Source organism: Thalassobacter sp. HA4-2, assembly GCF_055693705.1.
The window spans coordinates 431,422-444,019 of the sequence record NZ_JBVFUK010000001.1; the positions used below are offsets into that span (position 1 = coordinate 431,422).

The window sequence follows — 12,598 nt, forward strand, 5'->3', positions numbered from 1 at the left end:
CTAGGGATCTGCCCCGGGATGCACACCCGTGATGTAGGACCGGGGGGCAAAGGATAGCGCGACGGCGAACTGACAGGGCTGCGTAATCATGGCGCGCAGTTGCATATCCAAGTCGCGCACAAGCGTATCACAAAACGCGGCGTCCCGGTGGGGTTTGTCCAACATCATAACCTCGACCAAAACATGGCTGTGGTGCGTGATCGCCGCAGGATAAACTCGCCCCTTACAGGCCCCCGCATCTGCGTCATGGGACAGGATCACGGCCTCGATCCGCGCCATCATGTCCTCCAGCGGCAGGTCCAATTCCACTGAATACTTGATGTCTGCCTGTGGCATCGCCTTTCCTTCTTGCGCGGGCCGCCGTCTTCATTGGGTCAAAAATACCCCTGGAGGGGGTCTGGGGAGGCAAAGCCTCCCCCAGCGTCGCGATGCGGCGCAGCCGCGGCGCAAACCTAGCCTGACTCCAACACCTCGATAAAGGCATCTCCGAACCGTTCAAAGTGCCGCGCGCCCAGGATCTCGTTCCAGCACCGTAGGGTCCGGGGTGGCGCTGGCGACCTTGGCCAGCTGTGACGACGAACAAGACATCGGTTTCAGCGTCCCGCATTCCCCGCGCTGCAATCGCGCCTGCACCGACAGCAGGGTGTCATAGGTGTCGCCCGCTCCGCGTCCGGCCAGCTTGCGGCGGGCGGGGTGTTGGTCGGTGGGGGCATCGCCGGTGATGACACCCAAGAATTCCGCGCCGTATTTTTCCAGTTTCTTCGCCCCCACACCGCCAATGCGGGCCATATCGTCTAGGGTCTGCGGCCGAGTTTCGGCCATCTCTATCAAGGATTTGTCGGTGAACACCACATAGGCCGGGACCTGCTGCGCCTCGGCCAGGGCACGGCGCTTGGCCTTCAGGGCTGACAGCAGGGGCGCATCCTCGTCCGATACCATGGCTTTGACCGCAGGGCGGCGTTCGGCGCGGGCCAGCATGTCGCGGCGCAGGGTGATCTCGGCCTCGCCGCGCAGGATCGGGCGGGCAGCTTCGGTCATGCGCAGGGCCCCGTGGCGTTCGGGATCCGGGCGGATCAGGTCCTGACCCATCATCTGTCGAAAAATCGCCTGCCAGATCGGGCGGGGGGTGTCGGTGCCCACGCCAAAAGTGGGTAGGGCGTCATGGCCCCGCTGACGCACCTTGTCGGTCTCGTTGCCCAGCAACACGTCGATCAGGTGGCCGGCCCCGAAATACTCCCCCGTCCGCAGGATTGCCGACAGGGCTTTGCGCACGGGCGTGGTGGCGTCGAACAGATCGGGGGGCGAGGCGCACAGGTCGCAATTGCCACAGGGAGCCGCCTCTTCGCCAAAATACCCCAGCAGGGTCACGCGGCGGCAGACATGGGCCTCGGCCAGGCCCAGCAGGGCGTTCAGGCGCGCGTGGTCGGCGGCTTTCATCTCGGGCGGGGCCAACCCCTCGTCGATCTGCTGACGGCGGAACCGGATGTCGTCGGACCCAAACAGGGTCAGGGTGTCGGCGGGGGCCCCGTCCCGGCCCGCGCGGCCGATCTCCTGATAATACCCTTCCACCGACTTGGGCAGATCCGCATGGGCGACCCAGCGGATGTCTGGTTTGTCGATCCCCATGCCAAAGGCCACGGTGGCGCAGACGATCAACCCGTCCTCGCGCTGGAACCGGCGTTCCACGATGCGCCTGTCCTCGGCCTCCATCCCTGCGTGGTAGTGGCATGCGGTGTGGCCGTCCTCGCGCAAGGCGCGGGCCAGGCTTTCGGTTTTGGACCGGGTGCCGGTGTAGACGATGCCCGACTGCCCCTTGCGCGCGGCGGCAAAGGACAGGATCTGGCGGCGCGGGTTGTCCTTGGCGGCAAAGGCCAGCATCAGGTTGGGCCGGTCAAAGCCATGCAGGAATGTGCTGGGGGTCTCGCCATCGAACAGTCGGGTAACGATTTCGGCCTGAGTTTCCGCGTCGGCGGTGGCGGTAAACGCGGCCAGAGGCACGCCGAGTGCGCGGCGCAAATCGCCAATGCGCAGGTAGTCGGGGCGGAAATCGTGGCCCCACTGAGAAACACAATGCGCCTCGTCCACGGCAATCAGGGAACAGTTCGCACGCCGCAGCATCCGTTCCGTGCCCGAGGACGCCAGCCGCTCGGGCGCGATATAAAGTAGTTTGAGGGACCCGCGGTCGATGGCTTCCCACACCGCGTCTGTCTCTTCTTCAGTATTGCCCGAAGTCAGCGCCCCCGCCTCAACGCCCAATTCCTGCAAGGCGCGCACCTGGTCGCGCATCAGGGCAATCAGGGGCGAGATTACGACCGTCACACCGTCGCGCACCAATGCTGGCAGCTGGAAACACAGAGACTTGCCGCCGCCCGTGGGCATAATGGCAAGCGTGTTTTGACCTGCGACCACAGCCTCCACAATCTCTTGCTGGCCGGGGCGGAAGGCGTCGAATCCAAAGATTTGGGACAAAAGGTCCGTGTGCGTGGGCATTAAGGCGCCTTGGAGCTAAATCTGGTGAAAATCACCACAACTTCTAATACATTTAGCGAAGTTTCCAAGGGGGAAGCGCAGGATGACGGCGTACACTCCGCCCCCTGTATCTGCCCCTTATGCCGGGAATTCGCAGCCTTGCTTCGTGTCGATCTGTGGCAAGGTGCTCCCATGGATGACACAGGTGATGTCATTACCCCTCCCGCTAAAGCAAACCTTGTCCCTGCCTTTGCCGGTTCGTTAAGTGCTTGGAGTGACTGTTGTGGCAGCCGTGATCCTTGTGATCCGCGCGCTGTGCTGTTTCAGACATTGGGCCTGCGTTATGCACCGTGTTGAGCGCAGATCGGGTGTTCTGCCCCCAGATCGCCGCTGCATCCTTTGCCACGCGGCGCCGTTCCAGTGCGTCTAATGCCCGCAAGGCGGCGTCTTGGTTGCCGGTGCGTGCGAGGGCGGCGCGGTAGGCGCGCAGGACGGACCGCGCGCGCCAAGGCAAAAGGGCGCCCGATAGCCACGCGCGCAGATGTGCGGGCAACATGTCGTATTCGTCCATGGGGCGTTCGGCGCGACGTTTGCGGCGCAGGGTACTGCGGGTTTGAGTGCGTGCCATGGGGCCTCCGTCTGTTGTTAGGGTTTGATATGTTATTATATAACATACTTCAACCGCGACACCCCCACCCCTTGCCAAGGGGAAGGCAATCGGGTTTTCCCCTAACACGTTCGAACCGAAACAAGGTAAACCTGACTTACCTTTTCACAGCAAAGGAGGGCAGCCCGTGAAATTGCTCGCCCCATTGGCGCTTGTCGCCGCACTGACAACCACAACCGCTTTCGCCCAAGAGGTGACGCTGCGCTTTCAGCACTTCGTTTCGCCCGCGTCTGCGAACCCGACACATTTCATGCAGCCCTGGGCCGATAAGGTCGAAGCCGACAGCAACGGTCGCATAAAGGTGGAACTCTATCCCTTTATGCAACTGGGCGGCGGGGCCGCTGAACAATACGACCTGATCCGCGATGGCGCGGTGGATGGCGGCTGGGTCATCCCGGGCTACCAGCCGGGTCGTTTCCCCGAGGCCGAGGCGCTGGAACTGCCGTTCATGGTCACGAAATCTGGCGAAGAGGCCAGCATGGCTGCATGGGAATTCACGCAAGAGCATCTGATGGATGACTTTGCAGATGTCCACGTGATCGCGGCCCACATGCATGGGCGCGGTCTAATCCACGCCAAGGGCCCTGCGCCGCTGGCCGTCGAGGACCTTGAGGGTCTGCGGTTGCGTGGCCCATCCCGCCCCGCGACCCTGTTGCTGGACAAACTGGGGGCCGTGCCTGTGGGCATGCCTGTGCCGGCCTTTCCAGAGGCGCTGGCCAAGGGCGTCTTGGATGGCGGTGTGATCACTTGGGAAATGGCACCCAGCCTGAAGCTGGACGAGTTGACCGACAGCCACACGGATGTGGCCGGGGAAAAGTCCCTGTATAACCTGTACTTCATCTGGGCGATGAACAAGGACCGCTACAATGCCTTGCCAGAGGATCTGCGCGCGGTGATTGACGCCAACTCGGGCGCGATGGCTTCGGCCTGGGCGGGCCGGGCCCATGACACGGGCGACGTCTTTGGCCGGTCCGTGATGGAGGACGCGGGCAATGAGCTGGCGGTAATGTCGCCGGAGGTCACGGCCCAGATCGCGGCTTTGGGTGACGAGGTGATTGCAGAATGGATCGCGGATGCCACGGCCAAGGGGCTGGACGGGGCCGCGCTGGTCGAAAGCGTCCGCGTCAAGGTCGCCGCCAATCGCCTTGTGGCTGAGACGGCGGACTAAGCGCCCCGTAGGGTGGGACTTGTCCCACCGCCCCCGCTCGGGGGAGGCGGGATAAATCCCGCCCTACTTTTCAGCGATCGTGATAATCGTATCGCCATAGGTGCGCTGGTCCAACTGGGTCAGCGCGTCTGTCAGTTTGGGGGTGGCTTTCCTCCCAGACCACAAGCGCACCGGGGGCGATCCAGTCGGACAGGGCCTCCATCGCGGCCTCGCCCATCTGTTTGCCGTAGGGCGGATCCAGGAACACCAAGTCGAACTGCCCCGGGGCGGCCCTGCGCGGCGCGCGTCCCGGGGGATCAGCGCGGCCTCGGCCCCCAGAAGGCGCGCGTTTTCGCGCCAGATGGTCTGGGCCTTACGCCCGCTTTCGATCGCGGTCAGGTGGACGGCCCCACGGGACAAGGCCTCGAACCCAAGGGCCCCGGTTCCAGCAAATACATCCAGCACGCGCGCGCCTGTGATTGGATCGCCGTAGGCGTTGACCAGAATGTTGAACAAGCTTTCGCGGGTGCGGTCCGTGGTGGGGCGCAAGTGCGCGGCGGTGTCGCCCGCCCCCACCGAGGCCAGCCGGCGGCCCCGCCATGCCCCGCCGATGATCCTCACCGCAGCAGTGCCTTGAGGTCGGTGTCGGGGTCTTCCACGGCCATTGGGTCGGGGGATTTGCCCGCCTCGATCAGCCTTTTGCCCACCATGTAATCACGCGGCGCGTTCATGGCGTCGACCGCCAGCAGAGTGTCCCCGGCGTAATACCAATGGGAGCGGGTGCCCGCGCCTTCGCGCACTGCAACGCGGTCATAGCCTGTGTTCAGACCGGCGATCTGAAGCTTCAGGTCGTATTGATCGGACCAGAACCAAGGTTTCGCCGTATATGACAGATCCGCGCCCAGCATGTTGCGCGCGACGATTTCCGCTTGATCAATGGCGTTGGGCACGGATTCAAGGCGGATGCGGCTGCCGCGATAGGGGAACGAGGCCGCATCCCCCGCCGCCCAGATGTGTGGCACAGAGGTGCGGCCATGGCTGTCGGTCTCGATCCCGTTGTTCAGGACGCAGCCCGCCGCCTGTGCAAGTTCGGTGGCGGGGGCAATGCCGACGCCCACGATGACCATGTCCAGATCCAGCGTGTCGCCGTTGGACAGGACCGCCCCGGCGACGCGGCCCGTGCCGGTCAGGCGGTCCAGCCCCACGCCTTCGCGGATGTCCACGCCGTGGGCCGCGTGCAGCGCGCGCATGTAGTCCGACGTCTCTGGGGCTGCAACCCGTTGCAGGATGCGATCGGCCATTTCCACGACTGTGACGGCCATGCCTTTTTTGGCACAGACCGCCGCGGCCTCCAGCCCGATGTAGCCGCCCCCCACGATCAGCACACGTTTGCCCGCCGCCACCTCTGGCGCCATGGCGTCTATGTCTGCGAGGTCGCGGATGGTGTAGACGCCGTCGAGATCGCCGCCGATGGAAGTGGGCAGGCGTCGGGGCCACGATCCCGTGGTCAGGGCCAATTCGTCGTAAGGCAAGGTCTCGTGTCCGATTTGGATCGCCTTGGCGGTGGGGTCGATGCCCGTGACCCGGGTGCCCAGACGTAAGGTAATTTCTTGGTCAGTGTAGAACGACTCTGGCCGCAGGAACAACCGCTCCAACTCCATATCGCCCAGCAGATAGGCCTTGGACAGGGGCGGACGTTGGTAGGGCAGGACGGGTTCGGCCCCGATCAGGGTCACATCGCCTGCGTACCCGTCGGCCCGCAGTTTGGCGACAAGGGATGCGCCGGCTTGGCCCGCGCCCACAACGACTATGCCTGACATGCCCGATCTCCTCTGGCTGGGGGTCGTGGGAAAGCTATATGTGGGACAGAGAAAAACGCAATCACGAACGGAGAGACAACGATGGCGATTTCAAAAGGCGACACCCTGCCGGACGCAAACCTGATGCGCCTGGGGGCGGAAGGGCCAGAGGCCGTGTCCGTGGCCGACCTGACCAAAGGCAAGCGCGTGGCGATCTTTGCCGTGCCCGGCGCGTTCACGCCCACCTGCCATTCCGCCCATGTGCCCAGCTTTATCCGCACCAAGGACGGGTTCGCGGAAAAAGGCGTGGAGGATATCATCTGTGTGTCCGTCAACGACCCGTTTGTGATGAAGGCCTGGGGCGCCGATACCGGTGCAACCGATGCGGGGATTCACATGCTGTCAGATGCGGAGTCTGCGTTCACCAAGGCCATCGGCATGGATTTCGACGCGCGCCCCGCCGGTCTGATGGCGCGGTCCAAGCGCTATGCGATGCTGGTCAATGACGGCGTTGTCGAAGTCTTCCACGAAGAAGAAAGCCCCGGCACCTGCGAGATTTCCGGTGGTGAGGCTCTGTTGGCCGAAGCTTAGACTTTGTTGAGGTTTGGGGGCCGGCGCGGAGCACCTCCCCCGAGGGTATTTTTGAAGCAATGAAGGGGCGGCGCGCCTTGGCAGCCGCCCCTGTTTTGTTGTCTATGCCTCATCCATGGCTTGGGCCAGAGTGAGGTCCAAGTCGGATACGCCGCCTACGTCATGGGTGGTCAGGGTGACTTCGACCCGGTTGTAGACGTTGAACCATTCGGGGTGGTGGTTCATCTTTTCCGCCGTGATGGCCATGCGGGTCATCCAGCCGAAGGCCTCGACGAAGTTGGCGAATTTGAAGGTTTTTTGGATGGCATCGCGCCCCTCGACCGCGTTCCATCCGTCCAAAGTGTCTACTGCGCGCATGGCGCCGATTTTGTCCGTCATTGCTGTTCCTCGATATTTGCTTTTTTGAATGGCCCGTAGGCGGTGAGAATTTCGATGTCTTCTGCGATGGCGGCCGCTTCGGCGCGCAGGTACTGGGCGATGGCGTCGCGCAGGCCGGGGTCGGCGATCCAGTGCAGGCTGTGGCAGGTGACAGGCAGGTAGCCGCGCGCCAGTTTGTGATCACCCTGCGCCCCGGCCTCGACCCGGGTCAGCCCGTGCCGGATGGCGTGGTCGATGGCCTGATAGTAACACAACTCGAAGTGCAGGCAGGGGTGGTGTTCGGTGCATCCCCAGTAGCGCCCGAATAACGTCTCGCGCCCGATGAAGTTCAGCGCCCCGGCCACATAGCGCCCGTCCCGTTCCGCCAGACACAGCAGCATGTCATCGCGCAATGTCTCTTGGGCCGCGTCGAAAAACGCGCGGGTCAGGTAGGGGGTGCCCCATTTGCGCGCGCCTGTGTCTTGGTAGAACTGCCAAAAGGCGTCCCAGTGTTCGGGCTGGATCGCGTCGCCGGTCAGGTTGTGGATGGTGCCGCCAAAGGCTTGGGCCGTGCGCCGTTCCTTGCGGATGGTTTTGCGTTTGCGGGAACTGAGGGCGGCGAGGAAGCCGTCGAAATCTGCATAGCTATCGTTCAGCCAGTGGTACTGCTGTGACGAGCGCCCCATCAGGCCCATATCCTCGCCCTTTATGCGCTCGGCCTCGGTGCAAAAGGTGATGTGCAGACCACTTATGCCGTTCTGATCGGCCAGTTGCACTGCCCCTTGGATCAGGGCGGCGGTGCCGGTGTCGTCCCATCCGTCCCGGCACAGGAACCGGCGGCCCGTGGCAGGGGTGAAGGGCACGGCCTGTTGCAGCTTGGGGTAATAGCGCCCACCGGCCCGTTCATACGCATGAGCCCAATTGTGATCAAAGATGTATTCGCCCTGACTATGGGATTTGGCATAGACCGGGGCTGCGGCGATCAACTGTCCCTCTGCTCGGGCGGTCAGGTATTGCGGGTGCCATCCAGTGCCGGTGCCCACGCTGCCTGATGTTTCCAACGCGCGCAGAAAGCGGTGGGTGGTAAACGGGTCATCGGGCCGTCCGCCGCCGGGGTTCGCGCAGGCGTCCCACTCGGCCGCGTCCATATCCGCCAGCGAAGGCAGGACCGTGATTTCGATCTGTGCGTCAGACATGGGGGTGAAGTGGCCCTGCGACGGCATCCGTCAAGACGGGGTGTAGCCTTCGAAGGTGATCTGGTGGGCGACTTTGCGGGCCTTCGCCTCGGCCTCGGCGCTGCGGATGGTCCATGTGAGGATGGGCACGCCGCGCGCACGCAGTTTGGTCACGGGGGCAGCGGTCAAATCCGCCGCCTCATGGCTGATGAAACACGCGCCCACCGCATCGAAATCGGGTATGGTGCGCAGGCGGTCGCACGTTGCAGGGGCCAACGGGGCCCAGACCGCTGGATCATAGGAGGATGTGACCAACCCGCGCGGGATCTGCGGGGCGACGCGGGCCATATGTGCCATGCTGTGGGGGTTGAAGGACATGACGGCGACGGGGCCGCCGTAGGGTGCAAGGCACTGCACCACGGCGTCTTCAAGGGGGCCGATGTTTGGACCCATTTGCCCGTCTTGGTCCTTGACCTCGATCACCAGGGGAACCTGACCTGCCACGATGTCCAGCACCTCGGCCAAGGGGGGCACGTCTTCGCTTGACCCGCGCAGGGTGACCGCGCGCAGGTCGGCGGCGGTGCGGGCGCGCACGGGGCCTGTGGCATCGGTCAGTCGGTCCAGATCGTCGTCATGGAACACCATGGCGCGGTTGTCGGCGGTCAGTTGCACGTCCACCTCGATCCCCCAACCGCCCGCCACGGCTGCACGGATCGCGGCCCGAGAATTCTCGGGCCCCGCCGCACCATGCAGGGCGCGGTGGGCAAAGGGGCGATCAAGGAAACCGGCGGGTAGGGTCATGCGATCTGGAAGATGCCTTCGATTTCCACGGCGACACCGAAGGGCAGGGACGCGGCGGATACGGCGGACCGGGTATGACGGCCCGCATCGCCCAAAGCCTCGACCATGAAATCGGAACAGCCGTTGATGACCTTGGGTTGGTCCGTGAAATCGAGGCCAGAGTTTACGAACCCTGTCAGCTTCACCACCCGCACCAAACGGTCGATGTCGCCGTCGCAGGCTGCCTTGACCTGAGCCAACAGTGCAATGCCGCAGGCGCGCGCGGCCTCGGCGCCCTGTTCCACGGTCAGGTCTTGCCCGACTTTGCCGGTGATGAACCCGTCGGGGCCTTGGCTGACCTGGCCCGATACATAGACCATATCGCCCACCACAGCGAAGGGCACGTAGTTGGCGGCGGGGGCGGGGGCGTTGGGCAGCTCGATCCCCATCTGGGCGAGTTTGGCGGCGTAGGACATTGTGGTCTCCTTAGCTTTCGCGGAAGGCGCGGTTGAAATAATCAAGGAAGGGTTGGAGAAGGTAGGTCATGGGTGACCGATCTTCGGTCCGGATGAACGCTTCGACGGGCATGCCGGGCAGCAGGGTCTTATCGCCCAGCTTCGCGATTTCGCCGGGGGCCAGCGACAACTCGGCCCGATAGAACGTGGCCCCGGTCGTGTCATCGGTAAAGGCGTCGGGGGACACCAAATCAACGTTGCCCACAAGTTCCGGCGTGGTGCGGGCGTCAAAGGCGGACATGCGCAGGGTGGCGGTCTGACCGGGAAAGACTTGGTCCACATGGATCGTGTCCACCCGGGCCTGAATCACCAGCGGGCGGTCTTGGGGGACCAGCGACAGGACGGGTTCGGCGGCGCGGATCACGGCGCGTTCGGCAAAGACGATCAGGTCAAAGACCACCCCATCCACGGGCGCTCGGATTTCCATGCGGGCCAGTTGTTCATCGGCAGCGCGCAGTTGTTCGCCCATCTCCAACGCGCGGAATTGCAGGTCGCGCAGTTGGCTGATGGCCTCTTCCCGCAGTCGGTTGGTTAATTGCAGGATCTCGATATCAATTTCTGTGGCGCGGCCTTGCAGTTCAGCGACCGAAGCCGTGAATTCGCCCACCTGACCACGCAAACGCGCATCTTCGCGGCGCAGGGACAGCACCCGGCTGGCTTGGGCCAGACCGCGATCCAGCAGACCTTGCTGGGCCTCCAGTTCTTCTCCGATCAGGTCCAGCTGTTGGGTCAGGGCCTGTTGCTGGGCGCTGATCCCTTCGATCTGGTTGCCGATCTGGGTCTTGCGCCGTTCGAGCTGATCCACGGACCGGGCTTGCGTTTCGCGGCGGGCCTGAAACAGGCTGACTTGGCCTTGCAGCACCTCGGCGGTCTCAGGGCTGGTGGCCTGTGCCAGCAGGTCATCTGGGAACACAACCTGTGTCGTCCCGTCCCGTTCGGCCCGCAGGCGCGCGACCCGGGCGCGGATTTCGATCAACTGGCTGCGCAGGATATCGGCGTTGGAGCGCAACAGCGTGTCATCCAACCGAATGAGCACATCGCCAGCGGCCACACGGTCGCCCTCGTCCACAAGGATTTCTGCCACGACACCGCCGTCCGGGTGCTGTACCACCTGACGGTTGCTGTCGACGGCGATCTGGCCAGAGGCAACGATGGCCCCGGCAATCGTGCTGCCCACGGCCCAGGTGCCAAACCCACCCAGCAGGATCAGCAGCCCGATCAGCCCGATTGTGGTGTAACGTCGGGCGGACCAGCGGTTGGACTGAACGCTCATACCACGCCCCCCGGCTGTTTGCGGGCCTGAATCTGCCCGGCGTTTGCGACCATCTTCTTCAGCACCTCGTCCCGGGGGCCAAAGGCCGTGCGCACCCCTTGGTCCAGCACCATCAGCAGTTCACATTCCTTGATCGCATCGGGCCGGTGGGCGATGATGATCACGCTTTTGCCCTCTGCCTTCATGGTGCGAATGGCGGTGTTCAGGGCCACGGTGCCCTCGTTGTCCAGATTGGCGTTGGGTTCATCCAGCACCATCAGCACCGGGTCGCCATACATGGCGCGCGCCAGTCCGATCCGCTGCATCTGCCCGCCGGACAGGCGGCCCCCGGCGGCGGACACAGGCGTGTCATAGCCTTGGGGCTGTTGCAGGATCATCTCGTGTGCGGCGGCCTTTTGCGCGGCCTTTACGATGGCCTCGGGGTCGGGGTTTGGCGAGAGGCGCGCGATGTTTTCGCCGATGGTGCCATCAAACAGGGTCACGGACTGTGGCAGGTAGCCGATGTAGCTGCCCAGCACGTCCGGATCGTATTGATCCAGCGTCGCGGCATCCAGCCGGATCTTGCCCGCCGCAGGGGACCACGCCCCGGTCAGCGCCTTGGCCAACGTGGATTTCCCGGCACCCGAGGGGCCGATGATCCCAAGCGCCTGCCCGGGTTGCAGCGTGAACGAACAGCCGCGCAGGGTGCCTTGGGCGGCGCCGGGGGGACGACCGTCACCTGCTCCAAAACCAGTTTGGCGGCGGGTCGGGGCAGGGGGTGCGGTCCTTGTCTGGCGGCACCATGGACAGCAGTTCCGTCAACTCGCGCCAGCCCTTTTGCGCCGCGTGCACGACCTGCCACTGGCCAATCGCCATCTCGATGGGGGCCAGCGCCCGACCCAACAGGATAGAGCCTGCGATCATCGCGCCCGCCGTCATCTCGCCCCGCAAGACGATATAGGCTCCCAGGCCCAACATCGCCGATTGCAGGAACAGACGCAGGGTCTTGGTGGTGACGGTGAAGAACCCTGCCCGATCCGAGAATGTGATGGCCCCGTCCAGCGATTTGGTTCGCGTGCTCATCCAGCGTTGGAACGCCGCCCCGCGCATCCCTAGCGAGGCGATCAGTTCAGCCTCGCTTGCCAATTGTTGGGCGGTGTACTCGGCGCGGGCGTTGGCCATGTTGGCCTCGGCCATGGGGCCTTTGGTCATATATTGGTTGATCGCGGTGATCGTGATCAGAATGACACCACCGACCGTGGCAAGGATGCCAAGCCACGGGTGCAAAATGAAGATCACGATCAGAAACAGGGGCGTCCAAGGGATATCAAACAGCGCCAAAAACGCCGGAGAAGACATCAGCCGTTGCACGGCCTCCAGGTCGCGCAGGGCATTTTTGTCAGCCGCTTTGCCCGGGGCGGCGGCCCGGCGGCGCATCTGCGCCTTGAACACGCGGGCATCGAGGTCCGATTGAAACCGCGCGCCCACCCGCGCCGTTACCCGTCCGCGCACGTGATCCAATATCCCCATCATGGCAAACAGGAACACCAGCAGGACCGTCAGTGCGACCAGCGTTTCCTCGGACCGGCTGCCCAGCACGCGGTCATAGACTTGTAGCATATACAGCGGGCCGGTCAGCATCAGGGCGTTCACCGCCATCGAAAACACAAAGACCAGAACGAACAATCCCCGGCTGCGGTTGCGCACGGCGGACAGTTCGCGTTTTCCGGGGGACAGGTCGGTCGGTGTCATGGCGGGTCCTGCGTTGCCCCGTGTTTGCCACGGGTGTCACAATTTTGTGTCTAAGGCTGCTTCATCCCCGTTCTATCGGTGGAGTTTTGCGAAG

At 63.9% G+C, this 12,598-nt stretch carries 10 protein-coding genes and 3 pseudogenes; 2 read left to right on the forward strand and 11 right to left on the reverse strand.

The window, feature by feature from the left end; all coding sequences use genetic code 11:
• The 3 genes and pseudogenes from ACZ1G0_RS02090 to ACZ1G0_RS02100 all read right to left on the reverse strand — a co-directional run bounded on the left by ACZ1G0_RS02090 (position 1) and on the right by ACZ1G0_RS02100 (position 3,097).
• Positions 1-336 carry a hypothetical protein gene (locus tag ACZ1G0_RS02090; RefSeq protein ID WP_472735425.1) on the reverse strand — a complete coding sequence of 112 codons (336 nt, stop codon included), beginning with the start codon at positions 334-336 and terminating at the stop codon, positions 1-3.
• 116 nt (positions 337-452) lie between these two features.
• Positions 453-2,490, reverse strand: a pseudogene (gene recQ, locus ACZ1G0_RS02095) (DNA helicase RecQ).
• Between the two features lie 205 nt (positions 2,491-2,695).
• Positions 2,696-3,097, reverse strand: coding sequence for a DUF6525 family protein (locus tag ACZ1G0_RS02100; RefSeq protein WP_472735426.1), 402 nt, complete (start codon positions 3,095-3,097; stop codon positions 2,696-2,698).
• Between the two features lie 166 nt (positions 3,098-3,263).
• On the opposite strand from ACZ1G0_RS02100, the gene ACZ1G0_RS02105 reads away from it, so the two are divergent.
• Positions 3,264-4,304, forward strand: coding sequence for a TRAP transporter substrate-binding protein (locus ACZ1G0_RS02105; RefSeq protein ID WP_472735427.1), 1,041 nt, complete (start codon positions 3,264-3,266; stop codon positions 4,302-4,304).
• Positions 4,305-4,367: 63 nt separating this feature from the next.
• On the opposite strand, the pseudogene rsmD reads toward ACZ1G0_RS02105, so the two are convergent.
• Both rsmD and ACZ1G0_RS02115 read right to left on the reverse strand, forming a co-directional pair.
• Positions 4,368-4,904, reverse strand: a pseudogene (gene rsmD, locus ACZ1G0_RS02110) (16S rRNA (guanine(966)-N(2))-methyltransferase RsmD).
• Positions 4,901-6,103, reverse strand: coding sequence for an NAD(P)/FAD-dependent oxidoreductase (locus ACZ1G0_RS02115; protein ID WP_472735428.1), 1,203 nt, complete (start codon positions 6,101-6,103; stop codon positions 4,901-4,903). The pseudogene rsmD and the gene ACZ1G0_RS02115 overlap by 4 nt, the downstream one beginning before the upstream one ends.
• Positions 6,104-6,184: 81 nt before the next feature.
• Between ACZ1G0_RS02115 and ACZ1G0_RS02120 the strand changes: the two genes are divergently transcribed.
• Positions 6,185-6,673 carry a redoxin family protein gene (locus tag ACZ1G0_RS02120; RefSeq protein ID WP_472735429.1) on the forward strand — a complete coding sequence of 163 codons (489 nt, stop codon included), beginning with the start codon at positions 6,185-6,187 and terminating at the stop codon, positions 6,671-6,673.
• A 102-nt stretch (positions 6,674-6,775) separates the two neighbouring features.
• Here ACZ1G0_RS02120 and ACZ1G0_RS02125 read toward each other — a convergent pair whose 3' ends face one another.
• From ACZ1G0_RS02125 to ACZ1G0_RS02150, 6 genes and pseudogenes are all read right to left on the reverse strand, one after another.
• Positions 6,776-7,051 carry a 4a-hydroxytetrahydrobiopterin dehydratase gene (locus ACZ1G0_RS02125; protein ID WP_472735430.1) on the reverse strand — a complete coding sequence of 92 codons (276 nt, stop codon included), beginning with the start codon at positions 7,049-7,051 and terminating at the stop codon, positions 6,776-6,778.
• Entirely contained in the window at positions 7,048-8,226 is a 1,179-nt protein-coding gene (locus ACZ1G0_RS02130; RefSeq protein WP_472735431.1) for a GNAT family N-acetyltransferase, read from the reverse strand. The genes ACZ1G0_RS02125 and ACZ1G0_RS02130 overlap by 4 nt, the downstream gene beginning before the upstream one ends.
• A gap of 30 nt (positions 8,227-8,256) precedes the next feature.
• Positions 8,257-9,006 (reverse strand): glycerophosphodiester phosphodiesterase family protein, encoded by a 750-nt coding sequence (locus tag ACZ1G0_RS02135; protein WP_472735432.1) that lies wholly within the window; start codon positions 9,004-9,006, stop codon positions 8,257-8,259.
• Positions 9,003-9,461 carry a RidA family protein gene (locus ACZ1G0_RS02140; protein WP_472735433.1) on the reverse strand — a complete coding sequence of 153 codons (459 nt, stop codon included), beginning with the start codon at positions 9,459-9,461 and terminating at the stop codon, positions 9,003-9,005. Before ACZ1G0_RS02140 ends, ACZ1G0_RS02135 begins: the two co-directional genes overlap by 4 nt.
• Before the next feature lie 10 nt (positions 9,462-9,471).
• Complete coding sequence (locus ACZ1G0_RS02145) at positions 9,472-10,773, reverse strand: HlyD family type I secretion periplasmic adaptor subunit (RefSeq protein WP_472735434.1); 1,302 nt, start codon at positions 10,771-10,773, stop codon at positions 9,472-9,474.
• Positions 10,770-12,504 (reverse strand): annotated as a pseudogene (locus tag ACZ1G0_RS02150) (type I secretion system permease/ATPase). Before ACZ1G0_RS02150 ends, ACZ1G0_RS02145 begins: the two are co-directional and overlap by 4 nt.
• Between the last annotated feature and the right edge of the window lie 94 nt (positions 12,505-12,598).

Coding starts and splice junctions, on each gene's coding strand:
- ACZ1G0_RS02090 (WP_472735425.1), bottom strand. CDS start 336: ATGCCACAGGCAGACATCAAGTATTCAGTGGAATTGGACCTGCCGCTG.
- ACZ1G0_RS02100 (WP_472735426.1), bottom strand. CDS start 3,097: ATGGCACGCACTCAAACCCGCAGTACCCTGCGCCGCAAACGTCGCGCC.
- ACZ1G0_RS02115 (WP_472735428.1), bottom strand. CDS start 6,103: ATGTCAGGCATAGTCGTTGTGGGCGCGGGCCAAGCCGGCGCATCCCTT.
- ACZ1G0_RS02120 (WP_472735429.1), top strand. CDS start 6,185: ATGGCGATTTCAAAAGGCGACACCCTGCCGGACGCAAACCTGATGCGC.
- ACZ1G0_RS02125 (WP_472735430.1), bottom strand. CDS start 7,051: ATGACGGACAAAATCGGCGCCATGCGCGCAGTAGACACTTTGGACGGA.
- ACZ1G0_RS02130 (WP_472735431.1), bottom strand. CDS start 8,226: ATGTCTGACGCACAGATCGAAATCACGGTCCTGCCTTCGCTGGCGGAT.
- ACZ1G0_RS02135 (WP_472735432.1), bottom strand. CDS start 9,006: ATGACCCTACCCGCCGGTTTCCTTGATCGCCCCTTTGCCCACCGCGCC.
- ACZ1G0_RS02140 (WP_472735433.1), bottom strand. CDS start 9,461: ATGTCCTACGCCGCCAAACTCGCCCAGATGGGGATCGAGCTGCCCAAC.
- ACZ1G0_RS02145 (WP_472735434.1), bottom strand. CDS start 10,773: ATGAGCGTTCAGTCCAACCGCTGGTCCGCCCGACGTTACACCACAATC.